Genomic DNA, 22,904 nt, shown 5'->3' with positions numbered 1-22,904 from the left:
TAGGATTCGGGGAAATTATCGACCGACCAGTCTGTGGTGCGGCACCGTCGAGAATCCTTCGTCCGTCGACCGATCTCAAACATCCGGTAATCGGCATGAGCGGATGCTTTTTGGGCACAGCAGATTTCGCTCGGTATGCGGCATCGTCGTGTGTTCCCCTGTGAGAGAGTTGCTTTCATGCCAGCTGGAGTGACGCCGGGCCGCGAGGTTGTGTTGGAGACCAGTCGCCTACTGCTCAGGCCTTGGCGGGTAGCCGAGGCCGTCGTCCAGCGCGAGCTGTGGACCGAACGTGATCCACGAGTGCCTCCGCACCGTCGAATCGACGCGGATGGATACCCCACACTCGCAGAGCTCGAGGATGGGATCCGTACCGAGCAGCCGTCGTCTACCGGCTTGCTGGCGGTCCAGCGCAAGGTCGACCGGGACGTCATTGGCTACTGCGGACTGGTAGACACTGGACGGGGAGCAGAGGGGGAACCGGAGCTGGCGTTCGAGTTGCTTCGCCGAGTCTGGGGTCACGGGTACGCCACCGAAGCCTCGTTGGCGGTTCTGGACTGGGCGAGATCCTCCGGGTACGAACGTCTGTGGGCTACAGTCTGGGACTGGAACATCGCTTCTCGCCGTGTGCTGGCGAAGGTCGGTTTCACCGAAACCGAGCGCACCGAAGTCGACGCGGTCCGCGGGATCACCGTGTTCCTCACGAGACAGCTCTGACACCCGACTTCGTCCATCGTGACTCGATACCACTGGCCATCGCTCGTTCGATGCTCTCGCGAAGTAAGTGCGGCGCGGTAATCGGCATTTCCGTGACGTTCGCGAGCGGACTTCTTCGGTTGAAATGCGGGCTAGGTGGAGCCAGCCGACCGGCCGATACTCTCCTGAAGCTCGGTCAGTGCGATGAACGCTTGGTCTGTGCCGAGTTGGCTGGGCGTCGGTCCGGCAGGCGTTGGGACGTCGGCAAGTCGATCGGCGAGTTGGAGGAGCACCTCCCTGTCGCCCTCGAGCGCTTCGCGTTCGTCGTCGGTGAGTTCGAGGCGTTCGAGCATTTGGTCGACGCCCTCCTTGACTGCCAGAAGTTGGCCAGCACTGGATGCTTTCGGCAGGTAGAACGGGCATCGTGCACAGGCGAGCCGGTGCTGGCACTTGGCGAAGAAATCGTAGGTGCAGTAGCCGTCGCCGAGGTCGTAGTACTTCCAGGGCTGATCGCCTCCGCTGGCGGCGCCCGTGAGGATGGATTCCCGGTCGATGAGGACTTGGATGGTTCGGACGTTGCGGGCGAAGTAGTCGGCCTTACGATAGGCCGCGGTCAGCCGTCGTTGCAGGATCGCGGCGTAGTGGCGGGTGCTGGAGATGTGTTTGTGGCCGAGCCATTCTTTGAGATCAGCGATGGACAGCGGCTCGGGTGCGTTCAGTAGCTGGGTGGCGATCGTGGATCGGGCGCGGTGGCTGGTGAGTGCTCCGCGTGAATCACTCTCGGGGATACCGGCCTTCGCGCAGAGGACGGGAAGAATGTGGTCGTTGAGGTAGGCGTGGCCGATGGGCTCGCCGCGAACGCAGAACAGAAATTGTCGGCGTTGGCGGGTCTTGCGGTCCTCGATGTCGGGTTGCGGCGGCCGGACATGTTTCCAGGCATCGATGAGCTGGCCCACGATCGGATCGACGGGTTTGGTGAACGGTCGCGACGTCTTGTTGTGCGGCACCCGAAGCAGACAGATCGGGAATGCCTCCCCGGTCTGCTCATCGCGGCCCTCGTCGCGATCGACGCAGTCGAGTTCGAGGCGGCGGATCTCATCTATGCGGCATCCGCCGAACAGCCACACCCCGACAAGGGCCCGGATCATCTCGATGGGGTAGTAGGTGCGGCGAGCGGTGGTCGCGGCCTTCGCTCGGGGTGTGCCGTATTCCTTGAGGTCGTCGGTGTTGAGCGTCAACCCGGCTGCCATCAGCTTGGCCCATGAGACATCGTCGATGATGCGAGGGTTCGGCCCTATCTGGGCGCGCACCGAGAGCGGACCAGACAAGACCTTCCGAGGGTCGAATCTGGGCGTGATCCACTCCCACTCGATCAGATCGAGGAAGAAGGCCCGAAGGCTGTCGATGCGCTGGACCTTACCCACCGCGGTCAGCTCCTGGCCGAACTTGCTGGTGTTCCGGTTGTGACCAGCCCACTGCCCGTGAACGGCGTGCAGGGTGTCCGCGACGTACTCGGCGGCGATCTCGCGCGTCCACAGCTGTGGCTCCAGCGCCTCGGGGTGTTTCTCGGCGGCCCACCGGCCGGCGATGAGGATGACCGCGAATCTTCCTCGGATGGTGCCTGGTTCGCTGGTTGACAGGTCGCGCCAGCGTTGCGCCCAGCCCAGCCAGGTGGCGGGAACGCTGGCGAGGGTGTCTGGACGTGGTCCGCGTTGGCGCTGGTTGGGGTGGATCGGCTCGGCGATGATGCCCTTGTGCGCGAGCACTCGGGAGATCTTCAGCAGCCCACTGCGGCGGGCACCTTTGCCGTATCTGCTTGCCAGAGTCCGGATCTCGTCGTCGGTGATGTTGATCAGGGCCGGTTTGCCGGTGACCAACAGCAGGTCACTGAGAGCGGCCGGGATCTGGCCGATGACAGTTGTCGGCCGTCAGGCAATTCCTCCGGGTTGTCGTCACGGAATTCCTCCAGTGGACGTGCCTCGCTGGGAGCGTAGCGAGCGCCGTGTCGAGGGTCAGTTGGTGGGTCGGCCGGGTCGTTTGCGGGGCCGGAACGACGGCCCGTCCATCAGGACCTGATGGCTGGTGTTGATCAATCGGTCGAGCAGGCTTTCGGCGACGACCGGGTTCGGGAACAGGCCGTACCAGTCCTTCGGGGCCCGGTTGCTGGTCAGGATCAGCGGCTTGGCGGACAGGGCGCGTTCGCTGATCAGCTCGTAGAGATCGTCGGCGTGCAGTGCGGTGTGTTCCCGCATCGCGAAGTCGTCGAGGATCAACACGTGCGGGCGCGTGTATTCACGAATCCTCCTGCCCCAGGACCGGTCCGCGTGACCACCGGCCAGATCGGCGAGGACCCGGCTGGTCTTGGCGAAGCGGACGTCACCGCCGCGGCGGGCGACCGCATGGCCGAGTGCTTGTGCGACATGGGTTTTCCCGACTCCGACCGGCCCGTAGAGGATGACCGATTCACCGGAATCGAGCCAGCGCAGAGCGGCCAGGTCACGGATCATCGCGGAGGGGAGTTTCGGGTTCGCGGCGAAGTCGAAGTCCTCGAATGTGGCGTGTTCCTCGAACTTCGCTCGCCGGATTCGTCGTGTGAGAGCGTTGGTTTCGCGGCGGGCGATCTCGTCCTCGCAGAGGACCTGCAGGAATTCCAGATGCCCGAGCTTCCCGTCACGGGTCTGGGCCAGGCGCGCGTCGAGGGTGTCGAGCATGCCGGTGAGTTTCAGTGTGCGCAGAACATCGCGCAGGGCAGGGTCGCTGATGGACATGAGTGTGTTTCCTTGCTGGAGTGAAGAATTGAACAGATCGGGTGCGGCGGGTCGGGGCGTCAGTTGCTGCTGAACTGGCTGGGGCCGCGCAGGAACGCCGGGACGGAGCAGATGTCGCCGGTGCCGGTGCCGGCGAACGGATCCCCGGTTTCGGTGCCGGCCGCGAGGATGCCCTTGACGGTGCGGTAGGACGGGTCACCGACCTCGATCGCGCGCGAGCAGGCCGCTTCGAGCCGGTCGATGCCGTATTTCTCCCGCAACCGCAGGATGCCCTGCGCGGCGCGTAAATGGTGGATCGCGTTGGGTGACAACAGGTCACCGATGACCAGTTCGCAAGCCGGGCCGATATCGACGGCGATCTTGCGGCACCAGGTCGGGCCCTGCAGATGGAACGCGACCGTCTCCGGCGGGTAATGCTCCATATTCGTCGACCGGCCCGACAAGTGCAGGACGTGGGTGGCGACGACGTGCTGGTCGCGGAAGATCTGCACGATATCGCCGCTGGTGCGGGCGTGCAGGGTCTGCCCGATCAACCGCCACGGCACCGAATACAGGGCCTTCCCGATCTTGATGTGGGTATCGAGCCCGACTTTCCCGGTCGACCACCTCGTCAGCACGAACGGCGCCACCGGCAGTGGCATCAGAGCGTCGCGTTCGACCGCTTCGAACACCCGTAACGGCTGCCCGCCGTCCAGGGCCCGGGAATTGCGCAGACCGGCGACGTCGAGGCACCACCTTGCCGCTTCGTCCTGCATCTGGGCCAGGGTAGTGAAATCTCTTCCGCGCCAGAACGAGTCGCGGACGTATTGCATCTGGCGTTCGACGCGCGGTTTGTCCTTCGGCTTGCGGACCCTCGCGGGATCGATCAACGTCTGGTAATGAACGGCGAGTTCGGCGTAGGTGCGGTTGAGTTTCGGGTCGTAGAGATCGGGTTTGTCGACACCGGTGCGCAGATTGTCGATCACCAGCCGTGCGGGGACTCCGCCGAAGAACTCGAACGCCGCGACATGTGAAGCGCACCACGATGTTCGATCCATCGACAGCACCGGTTGCAGGAACGGCATCCGCGAACACGACAACACCATCACGAACGCCTGCACCGTCACCCGCCGCCCCGACACCGGGTCGAACCACGAACCGAGGCGGCCGTAGTCGATCTGGGCTTCGCTGCCCGGATCGACCGGTGGCCGTGGCACCGTCACCTTGCCGCGTGCGGCCTCGTCGGCGAAATGGGCTGCTATCCAACGCCTTACCGACGATTCCGATACTCCGACGCCATGGTCGTCGCGCAGTCTCTGCGCGATCGTGGCGACCGTGACACGGTGACCGAGCCAGGACTTGATGCGATCGGCGTGTGGGTCGATCAACGACCACGTCACCGCCCGCGCACCTGGATCATGCAGTGCGGGAAACCATTCCGCTACCCGCTGTGACCATTGTTCGGCCGACAGTGCCGGGCCCACGCCCGGTGTGATGCCGGCCGCGACCGCAGGCGCAACATACTTCCGGATCGTTTTCCGGTCGATACCCAGCGATGCTGCCAACTCGCGCTGCCCGCGACCGGCCTGCCAGTGGGTGTAGAGCTCGACAAGATCAAACATCGAGAAACTTCTCCTCGCCATCTCCGCTCGCCCTCCTCGCCGGAACAACTGCCGAGGTACAGGCGAACATGTGTGCGAGACACGCCGACCAGCGACACACCGCCGGGTGGAGGAATTACGTGACGGCCGGTGGAGGAAAACCGTGACGGACCAGTGGAGGAATTCCGTGACGGAACTACCCCTCACCTGGGGGAATTACTTGACCGCTGACCGTGTGCCGAGACGAGTCCCAGCTGCGCAGCGTGTCGACGACTTCATCGACCACGGCTTGGACGGCGTCGCGGCCGAAGACGAGCTCGGCAACCCACGCCTCGTTGACTTGTACGAGGTGATGCAGCCTGCGGTGCAGGCCCAGCGCGTGCGCCGCAGCGACGACGGGTCCGCGACGCGAACTGTCGGTGGACTTTCCAGCTCGTTCGGCGACGTCGACCCACACAGCATGGTCCCAGTCCCAGTACGGTCGGCGATCGAGGTACACGCGGTGCAGCAGCGTGTTGCGAACACGGGCCACGTTGGTCGAGGTCCACTCCCGCGTGACTTGGTCGAGTGGTTCCAGCAACCGGTGCAGCCGACGTCGCCGGTCCCCGGTGAGTCGTGGCGAGGTAGGAACGTATGCGCCTGCGAGAGCGTCGAGTTCGTCATCGGTCAGCATGGTCACCACACCTCCGCCAAAGCAGCGAGGCGCTGCTCTCGGTCCGCGTGCAACGAACGGGTGGCCTTGTGCATCTTGGCGGCGAGTTCTCGGCCCGACAGATGGATGTATTTCAACGTCGTCGACAGATCACGATGCCCGGCGTACTGGGCGATCTCGTCGATGGTCCAGTCGGCGCGAGCGAGGTCGGTCAGGCGCAGATGCCGGAACGTGTGAGTCGACAGCTGAGGAACGTGTGCTCGCTGCGCGATGCTGGTCACGATCTTCGACCAACTCGACAATCCCAGAGGCTTGCCCCGGTTGCGTCGCGATTGGCTCAAGAACAGCGCTCCGTCGACACGGCCGAACTGCTCACTGCGTTGACGCAGGTAGGCGACCAGCAGTTGCGCAGAGACACTGCCGAACGAAACCTCCCGTGCTCGTTTAGATTTAGTCGTTTCAGCACGCAGGTGAATCAAGGACCAGGCGGGTTCGAGGTCGCCGATCTCCAGCGACACCAGTTCCTCACGGCGAAGCGCGCCGTCGTAGGCGACGGTCACCATCAACCGGTTTCGGAGCGGTTCGGACTCGCATGTCGTCAGAATCTGGTCCCAGGCGTGCTCGTTGGGAATCCATGGTGCCTTCTCAACTCGTCGAACGAGCCCCTGCCGAGGAAGACGTCCGCCGCGGCCGGCTTGACCGCGGCGGACCGGATTTCGTTCACGGATCTCCTCCTCGACCAGAAAGTCGTAGAAGCCGCGCACCGCGACGACGCGTTGCTGGATCGTGGCATTCGCCAAACCTGCTGCGCCGGAACGAGGATTCGATCGTTGGAGCATATCGCCGATCCACGCGGCAACCAGGTCTGCTCGTGCGGTTGCAGGGTCTGCGCCGACCAACAGGCAGAATGCCAAGTGGTCCTGCACGGCTCGACCGTAGGCATCCACGGTGTTCGCGGCACGACCCAGATTGGCAGTGAACTGCAACCAACGACGCGCCTCGTCGTGCTGCTCGACCAGCGGAAAGTGTTCCCAACAGACTGTGATCATGAGATGGCAACGTAGTCCCCTCATATTCCACATAAGGCAACCGATGCACGCTGACTTCGCGACGCTGCCCCACCCAGCCGACCTCAGTGCCTGTGTACAAACTGATCGCTGGCGCGTAGGGGGCTTGCGGTGTGTGTGCTGGGGGCCCGCGTGTCGGGGCGGAATGGGTGGGACCTTCTGGTAGCAACGGATGGCTACGAATCACCGTTTGCCTCAAAAGGTCCCGTATGTCGTTGTACTCCACCGCTGCCGAGGTTGGCAGCGAAATCGCCGATAACGGTTGCGGGTGTGTCGCCTGCCGGTTCGGTCACGGCAGGAAACATGCTGTGCGCCAACGCCGTTACACGTCCGATCTGACCGACGAGCAGTGGGCGATCCTCGGACCGCTGCTGCCGTGGCCGGTGTGGCTCGACGGCGGTGGGGGCCGCCCGGAGGAGTACTGCAGGCGGCAGGTGATCGACGCGATCTTCTATGTGGACGACAACGGCTGCAAGTGGCGCAATCTGCCTGCGGACTTCCCGCCCTGGCGGACCGTGCACGCGGCGTTCACCCGCTGGTGGGTGTCCGGGGATGTGCTCGCCGTCCACAACGATCTACGGGACCTGGTGCGCGCTGCCGAGGGCCGCGACCCGGACCCGACCGCGGCGATCATCGACTCGCAGTCCGTCCGTGCGGCCGAGACCGTCGGTGCCGGCAGTCGCGGGTTCGACGCCGGGAAGAAAATCAACGGCCGCACACGGCACGTCGTCGTCGACACCACGGGATTGCTGCTGGTGGTGGCGGTGACCGCAGCGTCGGTCCAGGACCGCGACGGCGCACGCCTGGTCCTGCAACGCATCCGGCAGCTGTTCCACACGATCGCGCTGGTCTGGGCCGACGGCGCCTACGCCGGGAAACTCGTCGTCTGGGCGAAACAGGCACTCCGGATCACGATCGAGATCGTGAAACGCGGCGACGACACCAGCGGATTTGTCGTCCTGCCCCGCCGCTGGGTGGTCGAACGCAGCCTGTCGTGGCTGTCTGGCAGCCGCCGGCTGGCCCGCGACTACGAACGACTACCTGTCCACCACGAAGCCCTCGTGCACTGGTCGATGATCCTGCTCATGACCCGCCGGCTGGCCCGGGCGCCACGTCACCGCGCGACGGTGAACAGCCCCGTCGCCTGCTGATCGGCCCACCCGCGAGCAGCCAGGCGTTTCAGCTTCGCCCGCACCCCCTCCACCTTCGACCGGTCCTCGACCGGGACCCCGAGTCCGGCGGCGACCTTCCCGGCCCGCAACCCGCCCTCACCGGCGTCGGCGAGAACCTCGAGAATGTCGAGGTAATCGCCCGGCAGCACCACCGCCGGGTCCATCCCAGGTTCCCGCTGCGGCACCACCACCGCGCCGATCGGCGACGCGCTCCCCGAAACAGGATGCAGCGCTGCCACTTCCGACTCCGGACCCGGGTCACCGGGCCCAGCCTCAGCATCGATCTCGGCGAGGGTCTCCCGCGTGATCACCAACCGGGACAACCGCTGCTCACACGCCTGCAACTGCCCGGCCAGCTCGGTGATCCGCCGCCGCAGCCCCTCGGCCTCCTCCACGGCCGCAGCCTCCCGCCGGGCCAGTTCCCCACGCCACGACTGTGTCACCGCCACGAGGATAGGCCCCCAGCAACCACTCCGACAGACCCCGCCCATTCCCGCAGATCACCACGCCAAGACCACTATTCGATCAGTTTGTACACAGGCACTCAGCCATCGCTCGCAGTCCTTGCGGGACATGCCCAGCTCCAGCAGCGGATAACGCTTACGCGTGTACCGGTTGTCCTCGCGGTCTTTCACGCGGTCGATCTCATCGACAGAGAACCCGATCCACTGCTCCGCGACTCGACCACGCGGAACCGTGCGATAACGAGGAGGCTCGGCCCCCAACAACTCCCGCACTTTCCGGTTGATGGGGGCAAGCTTGTACTCACTGGTGCTTCTCTGCACCAGCTGGAACCAGTGACGGATACGGATGATCGGGCGATAATTCATTGTGTGAGTACAGAATTGGTTGGCTTGGCCGTCGCTGCGGTCGGCGTGGTCGGCACGCTTGGTGCCGCGGTAGCGGCACAGGTCGCCACGCTGCGCGGTAAGCAGATCGACGCCGACACGCAGCGTCTCCAGCGAGTCGAGGACGTCGCGAACTCCGATCGCAAGCAGGAGTTCGAAGAGAAACGTACCGCGTACTCGGATCTCAACACCTCGGCTCGGGACTACCGCATGTGTATGCACGACCACGTGATGCAACTCGGCGGTGTAGTCGTTGATGATCTGTCCCGAGTCGAAGCAGCACGCCTGCGCTATCGGGAGATGTATGCACGGGCGCAGATGATCGCGCCCGATCGCGTGCTGGATGTGGCATCTGAAGTCGACCTCGGGTTGGGCAGCTGCTACAGGACTCTGCTCGGTGTCGCCGCCGGCGGCGACACCGCGAACGACGCGGAGGCACTGCACCGTTGGCTGGATGGTCCGGGATCCAAAGCTGTCTGGCTGCTCCGCCGTGTCCTGCGCGAAGACATCGGAGTAACGCCGTCCGTAGGGGATCTGGACGCAGAGGTGACTGTTCTCCGCCGAGACCGGGAAGATCATTTCGAAGGCCGTGCTGGCGCCGACAATTGCAGGCTCGTTGGTGACGCTGGTCAGCGGTGAGACCTCCTTCATCCGTATCCGTGCTTCGCTCAGCTTTGGGTTCGACAGCCTCATCGCTTCTCCTGCGGGTCCAGTTCTTGGGGAATGACGGGGATGCCGATATCGACGGCAGGGCGATGCATTCGGCGTTGGGTATCGTCGCGTTTGGCCCGTAGAAACGTGAGCGTCAGTTCGATGCCCTCGATTTCCCCGGCCCAGCCTTCGGCGAGTGCGCGTTCGTGGCGGGCGGTCAGGTCAGCTTCGAGTTCGTGGAGTCTGGTGATCATTCGGGGGTTGACGTGCAGCATCGGGCAGCGGATGCAGGCGTGTTCGTGCTGGCAGGGTATGCCGTACGGGCGACCGCAGGAGCCGAGTTCGACTTTGCGTTTGTCGAAGTGGCCTTCGAATTCATTCCATTCATCGGCCGCGGGTGGGCGGTATTCGTCGGTCGGACGTAGTTGCCGCCGTTGTTCGAGGAACGCGGCGTAGTGGCGGATGACGTCCTCGTTGAAGACGGCGACGTAGCCGCGTGTGGTTTGCACGTTCAGGTGGCCGAGTACGGCGGCGCCGATGTGGATCGGCAGGCCGCTGTTGACCAGTTCGGTGGCGAAGAACCTGCTTGTCTCGGCAGTGGCCGTGTGCGGTCGGGTGCATGTGGCGATTGAGCAGCAAGGCGGCAGTGGCCTGCTTCTGCCACTCCGATGACGGCGCGTGTTGCATTGCAGCCCTGGCGAAGTGACCGAGGTCACGCCTCGACGAGATGGGACTGGCTCACCGATCGGCATCGTATGGGCTTCCCGTTGGGAGGTCCTCGAGGACCGTTCGATGTATCTCCGCCGGGTGGTTGAGTATGGGGTGTGCTTGTTCGCCAGCTGACTGACCGAGATCATGGATTGATCGATGCCGCGGTGCGGAGGTTCCGTGGTGTTGTGGTCTGAGGGGCGGGAAAGTTCTCGGACAGTGAGATTTTGACTTCTCAGGCTGCTCGATTCCGCTCGAACCATCCGGACTCTACTTCGTTGGGTGTTCGGTAGTCAATCCCGGAATGGATCCGAATCTGATTGTACCGCAATTCGATATAGCTGATGATGTCCTTCCTCGCGTGTTCGCGTGTGGGATACTGGGTGCGGTTCACGCGCTCGTTCTTCAGGGTTCCGTTGAACGATTCCGCCCAGGCATTGTCGTAGCATGATCCTGTCCGGCCTACGGACCGGCGGGCACCGAGTTCATCGGCTACCGAAGCGAATTCGGCAGAAACGTATTGCGCTCCCCGGTCGCTGTGGAAGATGGTTTCGCCGGGAATGAACGGCAGATTCCGGGCCGCCATGCGCAGGGCGTCGGCAACCAGTTCGGTGCGCATGTGCTCGGCCATCGCATATCCGACCACCTTCTTCGAATAGCAGTCCAGCACGGTTGCCAGATAGAGCCATCCCTCCCACGTGCGGATATAGGTGATATCGCCGACCAGTTTGCGTGCCGGCGCCTCGGCGGTGAAGTCGCGGTGCACCAGGTCCGGCAGCTGCGCGGCATCGCCGGCAAGGGTGGTGATCGGCCTGAACGGTCGCGGCTGACACGGCATCAGGCCCAGCTCGCGCATGATCACACGCACGGTGCCACAATCCGCGATCGTGCCCCAGCGGGCCAGCTGGGCATGGATACGCCGGTAGCCGTAGGTGCCGTCGGAATGCTCGAAACAGAACTGGACCTCCGCGGCGAGGATCTCACGATTCCGGGCGGTGGCCGACGGTCCACGGCCATGCCACGCGTAATACCCGGACCGCGAAACCTTCGCCCACCGGCACATAGCCACGACTGAATGATTGCCTTCTTCGGAGGCGATGAACGCGTACTTCGAGCTCACCGGTGCTTCTTCGCGAAGAAGGCCACCGATTTTCCCAAGAAGCGGTTCTCCTCTTCCAGTTCCCGGACCCGCCGCTCCAACTCCTTCAACCGCGCCCGCTCGGAAACCGACAAACCGGAATCGCCGGTATGCGCGCTCCGGAAGTCTTTCACCCAATTCCGGATCGTCTGCCCGGTCACCCCGCAGTCACGCGCGACATCCTCGATCGCACGCGACTTCTCCACCACTTCCCGCGCGGCCGTCTCCCGGAACTCCGGGCTGAACTGACGCGACTTCTTCTGTGCCACAACAACTCCGTTCAGTTACCCAAATCCTACTTTGAGCCACTGTCCGAAAAACTCCGGGCACCTCAGTCCGAGACCACGCGCCGTTCTTGCAGGATCCAGCGACGATCACCTTCGTCGCCTTGGAGGGCAGCGAAATCGTTGGATGGGTGTGGGGAATGCGGCAACGTCATGCTGGCGGCTATTCCCAGGTGCAGTTGTATGAGATCGGTGTCGTCGAGCGATTCCGGAAGCAGGGCGTCGGACGTGCACTGCTGACGGCGTTCCGCGATCTGGCGATGGCGGAGGGCCATCGCAGGATGTGGTTGTTCACCGATGAGGACAACGCTGCTGCGAAGGCTCTGTATGAAGCCGCCGGTGGGGAACCCTCGCTTCATAACGATGCAGGCTATTGGTGGCAACTCGACGCGGCCGAGCCCGGATCGCGCCACGATGCCGCGGTCGGTTAGCACGGTCCGATCAACTTCTGCCGCGTCGGCGGCAGGTGGGTGATGTTTGTTTTCGGATCGGCGACCGTGCGAAGCCGCTGGATCTCTTCGTGTTGCGCCGCGAGTCTCGAGAGAGCGTGGGTTCGGAAGGTGGTGAGTTCCTCGATTGTCGAATTTGCCTGTGTAAGGCGGTCTTTGAGCTTATCGGCCTCCACTTTCAGTCGTTGGATCTGCGCGGCTCTCGGGTCCGGGGTTTCTCCAGCGTGCTGCAGTTGCTGAATCCGGTGCTCGAACTCCGCGCGTAGGTGTGCGTAGGGCCGGGTGCCGTAGAAGGCTGTTCGGTCGACTCCGGCCTCGAGTGCGAGGGTTTTGATATCGCAGCCTCCGCTGGGTGGTATCTCGCCGCGTAGCAGCCGGTCCATGGCGGCGCGAATGCGGTTCTCGTTCTGGATGCGTTGTGTGGCACTGATTCTCATGCGACGTCCGTGTTCGTGTCGGAGATGGCGGCGGCGTCGATGGCTTCGATGACACGTCTGGCTCGGTCGTAGTCGGCTTGCAGACGGGTCCTGTCGGTGCGGCGGGTCGTGCCGATGGCGCCGAGGAACGTCTTGGTCTGTTCGGCGTGTTCGGCCCAGACGGGCCGGTGGTGTTGGTGGTGGGTGGCTTGCGGGCAGCGTGCCGAGTCACACATGCCCGCCAGGGGCCGGTCAGCGTGTGGGGTGCCGGCGAGTTTGAGGCAGAGCGCCCGGGATGGGTCGCTGAACCAGCAGTAGTTCGCGGTTCCCAGGTGCAGGGTGCGGGCGCGTTTGGTGAGCAGGTTGAGGATTTCCCGGTCGCTGGCTTGGATTTTCGGTGCGGTCGGGTCTGTGATCTCGCCGTCGACGTGGGCGAAGAATTCGGTCAGCTCGCGAGCGCCGGGGCCGGCGGGCAGGATGCCTTGCTGGTAGTTGCGGAACTCGGTCCAGACCAGCTCCACGTTGCGGTCGGCTTCGTGCTTGTTCACCTCGGCGACGCGTGAGGATCTCGCGACAGTGGGACCGGTAGAGGTCCTTGTTGCGCATCAACGGATGTGTGGGGCCCAACAGGCCGGCAGCGGCGATCAGAACACCGGCGTCCTGCGGGTATTGCGTGATCGCCGGGGCGATTTCTTGCAGAGCAACCGCATGGTGGGTCGGGAGAATCGCTTCCACGGTTGCGGCCCATGTGTGGCCGGAATCCATCGATTCGACGGCCGGTGATTTGTTGTCCACCCTCACGTCGCCTTTCGAGTCGGCTCGAAATCCGGCAGGGCGCACACCCGCATGGAGGTGTGCGCAGACGGGGCTGCTAGGTCTTGTCTCCCAATAGTTTGAGCCATTCGACTACGAGGGCCATGACGACGCCTGCACGGTAGGTCAGCGCCAGCTTGTCGTAGCGGGTGGCGACGGCCCGCCACTGTTTGGCCTTGTTGAAGGCCCGTTCGACGACGTTGCGTCCCTTGTACGCCTCCCGGTCGAACGAGGGCGCCCTGCCACCGTCACGGCCCTTGCGTTTCCGATTGGCGAGCTGATCGGCACGCTCGGGAATGACAGCTCGTATCCGTCTGCGGCGCAGCAGTTTCCGATTCGCTGCCGACGAATACGCCTTGTCGCCGAGCAGTGCGTCCGGATTCGTCCGTGGTGCCCCGCCGCCGAGGCGGGGCACCCTGACACCGTCGAGCACCTCACCGAGAAAGGGACTGTCGCCGGCCTGACCGGGCGTGATCAGCACCGACAGGCCGCGACCGGCACCATCGGTGATCAGGTGGATCTTCGTCGTCAGCCCGCCACGAGACCGGCCGATCCCGTGATCGGCAGGCTCATCGAGCAGATTCGTGTAATTCGAGGGAGCCCCCTGTGTGGCGGGCGGCGTTCGCACCGTGCTGGTGAACCCGCACGATCGTGGTGTCGATCGACGCCACCCAGTCCAGATCACCGGACACGTCGGCCAGCGCGGCCAACGCGATCAGCACCTTGTCCCACGTCCCATCAGCGGCATAGCGGCGATGGCGCTTCCACACCGTCTGCCACGGCCCGAACACCGCCGGCAGGTCCCGCCACGGCCCGCTGACCCGCAGCCGGTACAGCAATCCCTCCACGATCAGGCGGCTATCACTGAAGTTACGGCCCACGCGCCCTTCGGATTTCGGCAGCAGCAACTCCAGCAACTCCCACTGCGCATCCGTCAACACCCGAAACCGATCACCAACCACAACCACGACGACCATGCTGCCGCACCGCCACCGATCTATTGGGAGACACGCCCTAGTACTCCAGCATCACTTCGTGATGTAATCGGTGTCGCCGCTGGTGGTGGGCTTGTTTGGCGTGGTGCTGGTGTCGCCTGCGCCAGGCCGACCAGTGCAGTGCCGCCGTGAGGTTCGGGGTCGGGGTGATCAGGTGTGCCAGGAGACGTTTGATCTCTCCGAGGGTGAGTGGAATGAGGCCGCTGCCAATACTTTTGGGGAGATCGCGGCGGTGACGGCGAGGTAGGTGTGGGCGAGCATCGCGAGGGTGATGTGCCGATACCAGGCGTCGTAGCGGCGGACCTGGTACTGGTCCAGCCCGACTTCGGTTTTCGCGGTCTGGAAACAGTCCTCGACCGCCCAGCGGGCACCGGCAACCCGGACCAGATCGGCGTCGCTGGTACCGGCTGGGGCACCGCAGAAGTAATAAGCGACCTCCAGTTCACCGTTGGTGCCGCGGGTCAATGACCGGCGGGCCAGAAGCCAGCGCCGCCATCCGCTGCCGGCCTCGCTGACGCTGGGCAGCGTGGCCACGGCCCAGTCGAACAATCGAGGCCCCTTCGCGCCGTCACCGCAGGACAGACGTTTCCACGCCTCCGGTGGCGCGTCCGCGACGATCTGATCGGCGCGCCAGCTGCCTCGCAGTGACACCACCGGTGCGTTGCTGGGCACAGCCACCACATACCCGATCCGGCGCCGCTCGAGCCAGCGGCGGAACTTCGAATCACCCCCGTATGCCTCGTCGGCGGTGACCCACCGCGCGGGCACCCCCGCATCCAGCGCCCGCGCCAGCATCCGTTGCGCCAGAACCTGTTTCGTCGCGAACTCCACCTCGTCGGGCACCCCGGCGGTCCGGCAGCGGTCCCGATCACCGGTCCACGACTTCGGCAGATACAACTCCCGATCGATCAGCGTGCGGCCCTTCACACTCGTATAAGCACAGAACACACCGAGCTGGCAATTCTCGATCCGGCCGGCCGTACCCGAGTACTGACGTTGCACCCCAGCGGATTTCACACCCTTCTTCAGAAACCCGGTCTCGTCGACGACGAGCACACCGTCCGCGTCGCCCAGGTGCTCGACGGCATAGGCACGCGCGTCGTCACGCACACCGTCGACATCCCACGCCGCCGCGTTCAACAGCCGCTGCATCCCGATCGGCGTCACATCACCCGCAGCCTCGGCCAGCGTCCAACCGTTCTTCCCCGCCAACGGCGCCAGCAACCCCCGCACATACATCCTGGCCCGCCATCGCGGCTCCGCACGATGAAACCGGCCCGCCACCCGACCGAACAACTCCTCCAGCCCAGCCGACCACGCGACCAGATCCTCACCAACCACCACGAAAACACATGCTACCCAACAACATCACGAAGTGATGCTGGAGTACTAGCACGACAGTTGTATTTCGTTGTTTTGCAGTCGGACCGATGGTGGGATACCTTGTCGTCTCGTGCTGGGTGATGTTGCCGCAGAGGATGTTTCGGCGTGGCGAGTGAGTTTCGATGAGGTGTTCGCGCGGGTGGCGGGGGTGTTCTATCGGGCGGAGCCGCGGCGGTGGGCGCGGTCGTATCTGACGGGGTTGCTGGCGCCGGTGGAGCGGAAGAATACGTGGCAGTTGTCCGAGGCTGCGGGAGAGGAGGATCCGGGCCGGTTACAACATTTCTTGAATCGGTCGCGGTGGGACGCCGACGAGTTGCGCGATTGCCTGCGGGCGTACGTCGCCGAGGCGCTGGCCTGCCCTGATGGAGTCCTGGTTCCGGACGAGACCGGGTTCTTGAAGAAGGGGGTGAAGTCCGCGGGTGTGCAACGCCAGTACTCCGGGACGGCCGGGCGTGTGGAGAATTCTCAGCTCGGGGTGTTCCTCGCCTACGCCGGGCGCTCGGGCCGGGCGCTGATCGACCGAGAGCTCTACCTGCCCGAGTCGTGGATCGGTGACCGCGATCGCTGTATCGAAGCAGGCATACCCGAAACACGTTGCAGTACAGGTCTTCTGACGAAGCCCAGGCTCGCGGAGATGATGATCGCCCGGACCCTGGACGCCGGAGTGCCCGCAGGATGGGTGGCCGCGGACTCTGCCTACGGCCGCGACGGCCGGTTCCGGGCCTTCTGCGAGACCCGCCGCCTGTCCTACGTCCTCGAGGTGCCGGTCCGGCACACCGTGCCCGACCTCGACGGCCGCCGCCGCGTCGACACCCTCGTCGCCCGAGCACCCGCACAAGCCTGGCACCGCGTCTCGGCAGGACTCGGTGAACGCGGCGAACGCGAATACGACTGGGCCTGGGCCACCCTCCCCAATTTCGGTGACCTCCCCGCCGGATACACCAGAACCCTGCTGGCCCGCCGATCCCTCGACAACCCTGCCGATATCGCCTATTACCTGTGCTTCCACCCCGCCACCATCGAGCGGGAACAGGTCGTGGCCGTGGCCGGCGCCCGATGGGCGGTCGAAGAGTGCTTCCAGGCCGCCAAGGACCAGTGCGGCCTCGACCACTACCAAGTCCGCAAATGGCATCCCTGGTACCGGCACATCACCCTCGCCATGCTCGCCCACGCCTTCCTCGCCGTCACCGCCGCCACCGACCCAAAAGCCCACGCGGGCTGGGCCGAATCACAGTCGCCGACATCCGCCGTCTCCTGGCGATAGTGCTCCACCCCGCCCGCACCCTCACCCACGCACTCGCCACCTGCCACTGGCGCCGCCGCCACCAAGCACACGCCCGACAACTCCGCCACCAACAGAAACGATTACAAAACAACGAAATACAACTGTCGTGCTAGAGGTCCGTCGGGCGACGGGCGTGGAGGAAGACGCTGTCGACCTCGGTGCCGGAGGTGGCGAATGCCCGGGCGGGCAGTTCCTCGTAGCCGCCGTGTGTGGCGATGAAATCGCGCATCGCCCGGTATTTGTGCTGGGGTCGCCAGGTATAGCCGCCGGGCGCGATCGCCAGGAGTTGGCCACCGGGGATCAGCAGGTCCCAGGCGGTGTAGAGGTGGTCCATCCACACCGTCGGCTGGCCCGACAGCGCGAACGGCGGGTTCATCACCACCGCAGCGAACGGCCTGGGTGCGGTCGCAGCGAACTGCTCGAAGCTGGACACCACCACGCTCACCCGCGGATCAGATCCGATGGTGGCGGCGCGTTCGGGATTGGGCTCCACCGCCGTGACGTGCACGTCCGGATTGGCGTGCAGAATCGCCCGCACCAACGCCCCCTCGCCCGCAGAGGGCTCCAGGACGCCGGTACCCGCCTCGAGATCGGCGATGCCGGAGTGTTCGCCGGTGACAATGCGTGTGGCCAACAGCTCGGGTGTGGCGTAGTACGCCTCGAGGATCTTGCCGTCCGTGGTGGGGGTTCTGCCGCTGGCCACGGCTGCCGCGATGATTTCGGCAGGGTCACCGGGGAAAAGGTGGGCCTGTTCTCGGCGGCTCCATTTACCGCCCATGGCCTCGATCACCCGGTTGACTTTCTTGTACACGGACTGTGTGAGCTGCGTCGGGAGAAACAGTTTGTTTCCCTCGGTGCGCGATTCGGCCAGGATTTCCCGCGCGAATTGGGGCACCGGCACTGATGTTCTTACGGCCATCGACGACCGCCTTTCCGGTTGTGAAGGTTGACGGAATGGCCTGCGCATGATTCGGCTGGCCCCGGGCATTTCGCCGAGCGCGAGCGGTTTACCAGGTTCGGGGCAGTTGTTCGGCCGAGTTGTTTCCGATGGAGGCGGTAGAGTAGCTGCGGGTCAGAACGGGCGGACGGTGGCAGTGAGGTCCTGGTGGCGGGCCATGATGTCCTTGGCGAGATATTCCGCGCGCGCCCGGGATAGGACCGCGGCATGCACCCTCCGGTGCGTGGTCGTGCCGTCACCGCCGAGACGGCCCAGCAGTTTGCCGGTCGTTTCTCGCACGATCACCGTGAAGTGACCGTGGCCCGGAGCCCGGTCGCCGCACCTCCAGCCACACTCGCGTTCGGCAGCTGCACCCTGGTCTGGCGACGTCTGCGAGAGGTCGACCGAACTGTTGGGGTGACCGGGACCGACGGCACCGGGCTCAGGTGCGCGGCCCATCGTGGCGTGGGTGTCGGAGATATGGTTGTTCACGAGATCCTCTGAGGAGTAGAGAGTTTCGCCGGCGGCGGTCCCGGCCCGGCTGAGAAGAAGCCGCACGCCCGCGTTGGATGCACCCATTTCGGCTTGCCGGAGACGATCACCCTCACGGGTGGGGGCACAACGAAGTGCTCGGAGGTCGGCCCGATTGCCACAGCGGCAGATCCATTCGTCGCTGTCGAGCGCCTCGATCTCGAGTCCGCTGGTCGTGGCCAGGGCGGTGAATACCGGCCCCGCGGTGGTGGGATCGAACGAGGATCGCAGCGGGATCGGCCGGAAGGCGTGCTCGCAGTGGCTGTGCGGGCTACCCACTGTGTCGTGGTGTGCCGCAGTCGCGTTCGACCGGGTTGCGCACCCTGCCGGGAATCCGGGGACCGCGTCGAGGACGATCACCTCGCCCCGGCAGCCCCCGGGCAGCTGCTCGCCGATCGCGGCCTTTTCACCGGCGGTGTCGCCGAGCGCGCCGGTGGGGCAATAGGCGATGCGCCACTGCCCGCCGACCGGCTCAGCGGTACGGACCGCGACTCGGATGGTGGCAGTGTCGGTGAGGTTCAGTTCGGCGCGCACGGTGCTGTGGGTGATGCGTCGAGCGGGCCGTCGCCGCGGAGGTAGTGGTTCACGACGGCGATGAGGTTCGCGGGTGCCGCGCCGAAAGCCTGGATACGGACGAGCCCGCCGTCGAACCGGACGGAGGGGATGTTTCCCCAGAGCCGGTGCAGGTGCCGGTGCCGGTAATCGGCGATACCAGTGGGCCGGATCGTGCCGTCGGCATCGAGTGCGCGAGTGGGTACGAGCGCCAGCCAATCGTGGTCGGACCATACGCCGGGGGCCGGTGAGTCGGGGCGGATCACTCGCGCGAGCAGGTCCTCCCAGAGGTTGCCGTAGGCGAGTTCGAGGGCATACCACGCGGGCACGGCCGACACCTCGATGAGGATGGCGCCCGGGACTCGGCGGTGCGCGAGCGCGGCAGCGTCGGCGCAGGTCGGTGCTTCGACCTGTATTTCCTCGCCGGAGGCGAATTCGATGTACCACAACATATTCACGGGTGGCCCTTTCCTGAGTGTGCGCCTCGGGCAGTCGGGACGCTGAGAAGTTCTCGATGGGTTCGGGTGTGGTACCGGTTCCCGAGGCGGCGGTGTCAGGTGAGCAAAGTTGCGGTGTGAACGCAGCCTGTTCGAGGTGGGAAACGGGCCACCGTGGCAAGCGATACGTCCTCGGTGGCGGGGCGAGTGGCGCGCGCTGCCGCTGTCACCGGTGTCGCGGGGGCCAGGGTCCGTGGCGTTGATGAGGAGACCCGTCGCGATTTCCGGTCCGCACGTCATGGGTGACTGCGTCATGGATGAGTTCGGCGACGTCGTCTGCTGCCGTCTGGGGGTCGGCTGCGACAGCGTGAACGCCGGAGCGTGCGGGTCGGCGATCCACTGCTTGATCGCGTCGGCGTCAGGACGGCGGGCAACGGCGGACCGAGGGCGCCGGTGAACGCAGCACCGAGCGAGCGACCACCGTTCAGCGCCGGGGGTTTGCCTCGTGGTCGTGGGCAGGCAGCGGGGAAGACCCGGTGTCGAAGTTCGCGCCGCTAAAGTTAGAGTTCCGGTCGCGGGCCATCGCTAGTGGTGATCGCTCGGTGAGGTCGGCAGGGCTTGTGCTGTCGAAGGGTGAGAAGTCGTAGCCGGCTTCGGCGGGTCTGTCGATGAGATCGTACGACGACGCCCAGTCCGGCAGCGTGCCCAACAGGTCGCGGTGCTCGATCAGGTACCGCGTGAGCGCGGAGTCGGCGGTTCTGATCCGGTGGTACAGGTCGTTGCTGGGGGGCGGGCAGTCGAGGTCCTCGACGGACAACAGACTCTGAATGCAGGCGGCAGTGTCGAGTTCGACCAGTTCGCGCAGAAGCGCCTGCGCGTGCTGGTGAACCTGGAGGTGGTGGCCGGGGCACGGTGCGGACACAGCGGGTCGATCCTTTGCGCGGGAGGAGTTAGGAAGCCTCACGATGCGACTCCGCCAGCGGAGTAGACGGCGGTGCCGTTGACCGTGATGAGCATCGGGACGCACTCGTCGGCGTCCAGCAGCCACGGCTCGGTGGTATCCAGGTCCACCGACACATGCAGTGCTTTGCACTGTCGGTCGAGGTAGACGAAGACCAACGATCCCGCGACTTCGATGGCGGGCAAGGTGTCAGAGTCCGCGCCGCGATAGGGATGCAGCAATGCGGCGCTATGCGCGGCATCGATTCGCCGACGCCACCGCGCAGTCCGAAGTCTGGCCGGCCAGGTCCGTGGATTGAGGTGGCCCAGCCAATACAGTGCAGCCCGATAACGCAGTCGCAGTCGAAAAGAACGTTTCACGCTGTCCTCCAAGAGGATTGAGGTCGGCTCGGTCGTGGATGGATGAGCAACGAGTCGGCCTGGTTCAGCCCGCGAGTAAAGGCTCACGGCCGTCACCCGATTGCGTCGCGGACGCCACGCAGCGGGTTCGACCATGCCAATAGGGAGATGATCCCGGTTCGCGCGCTCTCGGGCGATCTGGGCGGGTGCTGGGACGGTTGCGCTTGAACGGTGACGCAGAGTCAGAGACTTCTGGCAGGATCGGCCCGTGATCCATTGGCTCGCAGCCGATCCTGCACCGCAGAGCAACAACGGCTCGTCCGGCTCACCCGGCCCGTGGTGGCTCCCATACCTCGCGCTGGTAGCCCCGCTAACCGCGCCCTTCATCGCTGGCCTGTTCTCGATGCGGACCACACGTAAAACTCCGCATGAGAAATTGGAAAAGCTCATCGGCGTGGTCAACAACTGGCCGGAGGACCTGCCCGGCAAAGAGACTGTGTATCAGTCGATAGAACTGACACTGGGCGAGATCCGAGAAGTCGACAAACTGGGCGATTTGCCAAAGGTCGAAGCATCTGAAACGCCTTCCGAGTCCTCCAATGCTGAGGAGCAGGTCGACGCTATCGTGCAGGCGCGGGCCGCCGCTCAAGCGACCACACAGCGGCTCGGGCTCGGGTTAATGATGGCTGCGTTTGGTCTGGTGTTTCTGGCCTTAGGTGCCGTTGCCACAGCGCGCGGTGATTCGTCCGCGTGGCCCTTCATTACGATCGGAGGTGGCTACGTCGCTTTGGCGCTCCTCCTCGCCTTCGACCCGGGTGGCTTCGGCGAGTTTGCCGCTCAGCTCTTGCGTGCTATCTGGAATCCCATGTTGACTGCGCAGATCATTGCTCGCCACATCTCCGACCGGAAGTCGAAGTAGGCGTCTGCTTATCTAGACCCGGCTAAGGCCGGCGGGCTCGACCTCACTGCGACCGTGCCTGTCCTCCGCCAATGACGGGCACGCACCACCGACGGCGCATGGCTGGGCCTGTGCGAGTTCGCCATCGAGACCGGTAGCGGCCACAGCCGTCTACACGTCGCGCAACTCTGCCCAGCCGAAGCGCCCCAGCCCGCGCCTACGACAGGTTCAGGTGCCGGTTCATCTCCATCGCCGCCTCGGCCAGTTCGGGCATCTCGATGACAGTGACACCTTCCTGAGCCAGCTTCTCCACACCGACGCAGTCCTCCACGAACGTCGACGGCTCACGCCAGGCGATCACCACCGTCGGGATCTTCGCCTCGAGGATCCGGTCCGTGCAGGGCAGGCGGGTCTTCGTCGCGCGCTCCGAGCACGGCTCCAAAGTGCTGTAGATCGTCGCCGTCGCCAGCCGCGGATCCGCCTTGTCGAGCTTGTCGAGAGCCGACTCCTCCGCGTGCACCTTCGCATCGGTCTCACGGGAATAGCCGGTCGAGATCTCCTCGCCGTCGGCGCCGACGATCACCGCGCCCACCGAGAACGCGCCCTCCACCACCGGGCACAACTTCGCCAGTTCGATGGCCCGATTCATCCAATGCGTGTGATCGAGTTCGGTCACGAATCCTCCTTGGGTCGGTAGTGCAACAGTGCGACGTCGCCGATCGCAGTGACGTCCACCAGCCTCATCCTTCGTGTGGGCCCACCTGGGTACCGGGCCGGGCGCGCGAACCGTGGTGCGCCCGCATCGCCGACAAGGGTAGGTCCGATCGCGAGCAGAAGATCATCGACCAGGCCACCCGCGAGGAATCCGGCGATAACCTGGCTCCCGCCCTCCACCATGAGTCGCTTCACACCACGCGCGCCGAGATCGTCCAGGATCGCGCTGAACTCGATCCGGCTGCCCGGCAGCGCGACGACGTCCGCGAGCCCGCCCAGTCGAGCGCCCGCCAGCACCGCGCCGGCCTCCGGCGCGTAGACGACCGGGGTCTGTTCGACCCCGTGATGCCAGACCTTCGCCTCGGGATCCAGGTCCCCGGACCGGGTGACCGTCACCTTCAGCGGATTCGGAGGCTGGCCCGCAGCGACCCGTTCCGCTTGCCGCTGCGCCGATTTCACCGTCAGACGCGGATTGTCAGTCCGAATGGTCTCCGCGCCGACCATGATGGCATCGGCCTCGGCGCGCAGCTGGTCCACGCGATCGAAATCCGCGTCGTTCGACAGCAACAACCGGACCGGGCTCGTGTCGTCGAGGAAGCCATCCACGCTGGCCGCCGCCGACAACACGACGTGA

The 22,904-nt window shown here is 65.0% G+C and carries 22 protein-coding genes and 3 pseudogenes; 5 read left to right on the top strand and 20 right to left on the bottom strand.

From position 1 onward, the window contains the following. The first annotated feature begins 177 nt into the window (after window positions 1–177). The gene (locus LBW94_RS19305) at window positions 178–714 is read left to right on the top strand and encodes a GNAT family N-acetyltransferase (RefSeq protein WP_225062839.1); all 537 of its coding nucleotides are present in this window, start codon (window positions 178–180) and stop codon (window positions 712–714) included. Window positions 715–845: 131 nt separating this feature from the next. Here LBW94_RS19305 and LBW94_RS19300 read toward each other — a convergent pair whose 3' ends face one another. The 5 genes from LBW94_RS19300 to LBW94_RS19280 form a co-directional block, all read right to left on the bottom strand. After that, window positions 846–2,570 (bottom strand): tyrosine-type recombinase/integrase, encoded by a 1,725-nt coding sequence (locus tag LBW94_RS19300; protein WP_266271509.1) that lies wholly within the window; start codon window positions 2,568–2,570, stop codon window positions 846–848. 135 nt (window positions 2,571–2,705) lie between these two features. Beyond that, window positions 2,706–3,461 (bottom strand): IS21-like element helper ATPase IstB, encoded by a 756-nt coding sequence (istB, locus tag LBW94_RS19295; RefSeq protein ID WP_225062723.1) that lies wholly within the window; start codon window positions 3,459–3,461, stop codon window positions 2,706–2,708. Window positions 3,462–3,520: 59 nt separating this feature from the next. Beyond that, entirely contained in the window at window positions 3,521–5,062 is a 1,542-nt protein-coding gene (istA, locus tag LBW94_RS19290; protein ID WP_323137885.1) for an IS21 family transposase, read from the bottom strand. 175 nt (window positions 5,063–5,237) lie between these two features. Next, window positions 5,238–5,720 carry a hypothetical protein gene (locus tag LBW94_RS19285; protein WP_225062724.1) on the bottom strand — a complete coding sequence of 161 codons (483 nt, stop codon included), beginning with the start codon at window positions 5,718–5,720 and terminating at the stop codon, window positions 5,238–5,240. Then, window positions 5,717–6,742 (bottom strand): tyrosine-type recombinase/integrase, encoded by a 1,026-nt coding sequence (locus tag LBW94_RS19280; protein WP_225062725.1) that lies wholly within the window; start codon window positions 6,740–6,742, stop codon window positions 5,717–5,719. Before LBW94_RS19280 ends, LBW94_RS19285 begins: the two co-directional genes overlap by 4 nt. Window positions 6,743–7,068: 326 nt before the next feature. Between LBW94_RS19280 and LBW94_RS19275 the strand changes: the two genes are divergently transcribed. After that, the gene (locus tag LBW94_RS19275) at window positions 7,069–7,911 is read left to right on the top strand and encodes an IS5 family transposase (protein WP_225062795.1); all 843 of its coding nucleotides are present in this window, start codon (window positions 7,069–7,071) and stop codon (window positions 7,909–7,911) included. Here the strand turns inward: LBW94_RS19275 and LBW94_RS19270 are convergent. From LBW94_RS19270 to LBW94_RS19255, 4 genes and pseudogenes are all read right to left on the bottom strand, one after another. Continuing rightward, complete coding sequence (locus LBW94_RS19270) at window positions 7,875–8,375, bottom strand: hypothetical protein (RefSeq protein ID WP_225062794.1); 501 nt, start codon at window positions 8,373–8,375, stop codon at window positions 7,875–7,877. The two genes, LBW94_RS19275 and LBW94_RS19270, sit on opposite strands and share 37 nt — an antisense overlap. 102 nt (window positions 8,376–8,477) lie before the next feature. After that, window positions 8,478–8,714, bottom strand: a pseudogene (locus LBW94_RS44225) (hypothetical protein); the annotation flags it as partial. A 755-nt stretch (window positions 8,715–9,469) separates the two neighbouring features. Further along, complete coding sequence (locus tag LBW94_RS19260) at window positions 9,470–10,147, bottom strand: site-specific integrase (RefSeq protein WP_225062778.1); 678 nt, start codon at window positions 10,145–10,147, stop codon at window positions 9,470–9,472. 227 nt (window positions 10,148–10,374) lie between these two features. After that, window positions 10,375–11,546 (bottom strand): IS3 family transposase gene (locus tag LBW94_RS19255; RefSeq protein ID WP_416276885.1). Its coding sequence is split into 2 segments (ribosomal slippage): window positions 10,375–11,294 and window positions 11,294–11,546, totalling 1,173 coding nucleotides; the frame shifts between segments, so codons are not numbered across the junction. A gap of 86 nt (window positions 11,547–11,632) precedes the next feature. Here LBW94_RS19255 and LBW94_RS19250 point away from each other — a divergent pair. Further along, window positions 11,633–11,992, top strand: a complete 360-nt coding sequence (locus LBW94_RS19250; protein ID WP_225062784.1) for a GNAT family N-acetyltransferase — start codon at window positions 11,633–11,635, stop codon at window positions 11,990–11,992. On the opposite strand, the gene LBW94_RS19245 is transcribed toward LBW94_RS19250, so the two are convergent. From LBW94_RS19245 to LBW94_RS19230, 4 genes and pseudogenes are all read right to left on the bottom strand, one after another. Then, entirely contained in the window at window positions 11,989–12,447 is a 459-nt protein-coding gene (locus tag LBW94_RS19245; RefSeq protein WP_225062783.1) for a hypothetical protein, read from the bottom strand. The two genes, LBW94_RS19250 and LBW94_RS19245, sit on opposite strands and share 4 nt — an antisense overlap. After that, a complete protein-coding gene (locus LBW94_RS19240; RefSeq protein WP_225062782.1) occupies window positions 12,444–12,947 on the bottom strand; it encodes a hypothetical protein in 504 nt (167 codons plus the stop codon). The genes LBW94_RS19245 and LBW94_RS19240 overlap by 4 nt, the downstream gene beginning before the upstream one ends. Window positions 12,948–13,297: 350 nt before the next feature. Further along, window positions 13,298–14,216, bottom strand: a protein-coding gene (locus LBW94_RS19235) for an IS5 family transposase (RefSeq protein ID WP_266271503.1) whose coding sequence is annotated in 2 segments (ribosomal slippage) — window positions 13,298–13,850 and window positions 13,849–14,216 — 921 coding nt in all. Because the reading frame shifts where the segments join, the coding sequence is not laid out codon by codon here. A 37-nt stretch (window positions 14,217–14,253) separates the two neighbouring features. Beyond that, window positions 14,254–15,560 (bottom strand): annotated as a pseudogene (locus LBW94_RS19230) (IS701 family transposase). Window positions 15,561–15,672: 112 nt separating this feature from the next. On the opposite strand from LBW94_RS19230, the pseudogene LBW94_RS19225 reads away from it, so the two are divergent. Beyond that, window positions 15,673–16,806 (top strand): annotated as a pseudogene (locus tag LBW94_RS19225) (IS701 family transposase); the annotation flags it as partial. 205 nt (window positions 16,807–17,011) lie between these two features. On the opposite strand, the gene LBW94_RS19220 reads toward LBW94_RS19225, so the two are convergent. The 5 genes from LBW94_RS19220 to LBW94_RS19200 all read right to left on the bottom strand — a co-directional run bounded on the left by LBW94_RS19220 (window position 17,012) and on the right by LBW94_RS19200 (window position 20,505). After that, a complete protein-coding gene (locus tag LBW94_RS19220) occupies window positions 17,012–17,869 on the bottom strand; it encodes a class I SAM-dependent methyltransferase (RefSeq protein ID WP_225062317.1) in 858 nt (285 codons plus the stop codon). Window positions 17,870–17,974: 105 nt separating this feature from the next. Next, window positions 17,975–18,904: a hypothetical protein gene (locus LBW94_RS19215; RefSeq protein WP_225062316.1), complete on the bottom strand. Its 930-nt coding sequence runs from the start codon at window positions 18,902–18,904 to the stop codon at window positions 17,975–17,977. Next, complete coding sequence (locus tag LBW94_RS19210) at window positions 18,889–19,380, bottom strand: hypothetical protein (RefSeq protein ID WP_225062315.1); 492 nt, start codon at window positions 19,378–19,380, stop codon at window positions 18,889–18,891. The genes LBW94_RS19215 and LBW94_RS19210 overlap by 16 nt, the downstream gene beginning before the upstream one ends. Before the next feature lie 463 nt (window positions 19,381–19,843). Then, window positions 19,844–20,281: a hypothetical protein gene (locus LBW94_RS19205; RefSeq protein WP_225062314.1), complete on the bottom strand. Its 438-nt coding sequence runs from the start codon at window positions 20,279–20,281 to the stop codon at window positions 19,844–19,846. A 38-nt stretch (window positions 20,282–20,319) separates the two neighbouring features. Then, entirely contained in the window at window positions 20,320–20,505 is a 186-nt protein-coding gene (locus tag LBW94_RS19200) for a hypothetical protein (protein WP_225062313.1), read from the bottom strand. A 421-nt stretch (window positions 20,506–20,926) separates the two neighbouring features. On the opposite strand from LBW94_RS19200, the gene LBW94_RS19195 reads away from it, so the two are divergent. After that, on the top strand, window positions 20,927–21,577 hold the full coding sequence (locus LBW94_RS19195) for a hypothetical protein (RefSeq protein WP_225062312.1): 651 nt from the start codon (window positions 20,927–20,929) through the stop codon (window positions 21,575–21,577). 196 nt (window positions 21,578–21,773) lie between these two features. On the opposite strand, the gene LBW94_RS19190 is transcribed toward LBW94_RS19195, so the two are convergent. Continuing rightward, entirely contained in the window at window positions 21,774–22,232 is a 459-nt protein-coding gene (locus LBW94_RS19190; RefSeq protein WP_225062311.1) for a deaminase, read from the bottom strand. Then, entirely contained in the window at window positions 22,229–22,897 is a 669-nt protein-coding gene (locus tag LBW94_RS19185; RefSeq protein WP_225062310.1) for a RibD family protein, read from the bottom strand. The genes LBW94_RS19190 and LBW94_RS19185 overlap by 4 nt, the downstream gene beginning before the upstream one ends. Window positions 22,898–22,904: the final 7 nt, after the last annotated feature.

It is taken from the genome of Nocardia sp. alder85J (genome assembly GCF_020176955.2).
In the GTDB taxonomy this organism is placed as follows: Bacteria; Actinomycetota; Actinomycetes; order Mycobacteriales; family Mycobacteriaceae; genus Nocardia.
Note: the sequence above shows the minus strand (reverse complement) of the source record. Positions and strands in the feature narration are given on the sequence as shown.

Excerpts from the sequence above, each read along its gene's own strand:
- istB (WP_225062723.1), bottom strand. The coding sequence starts at position 3,461 with ATGTCCATCAGCGACCCTGCCCTGCGCGATGTTCTGCGCACACTGAAA.
- istA (WP_323137885.1), bottom strand. The coding sequence starts at position 5,062 with ATGTTTGATCTTGTCGAGCTCTACACCCACTGGCAGGCCGGTCGCGGG.
- LBW94_RS19220 (WP_225062317.1), bottom strand. The coding sequence starts at position 17,869 with ATGCGCAGGCCATTCCGTCAACCTTCACAACCGGAAAGGCGGTCGTCG.
- LBW94_RS19305 (WP_225062839.1), top strand. The coding sequence starts at position 178 with ATGCCAGCTGGAGTGACGCCGGGCCGCGAGGTTGTGTTGGAGACCAGT.
- LBW94_RS19280 (WP_225062725.1), bottom strand. The coding sequence starts at position 6,742 with ATGATCACAGTCTGTTGGGAACACTTTCCGCTGGTCGAGCAGCACGAC.
- LBW94_RS19245 (WP_225062783.1), bottom strand. The coding sequence starts at position 12,447 with ATGAGAATCAGTGCCACACAACGCATCCAGAACGAGAACCGCATTCGC.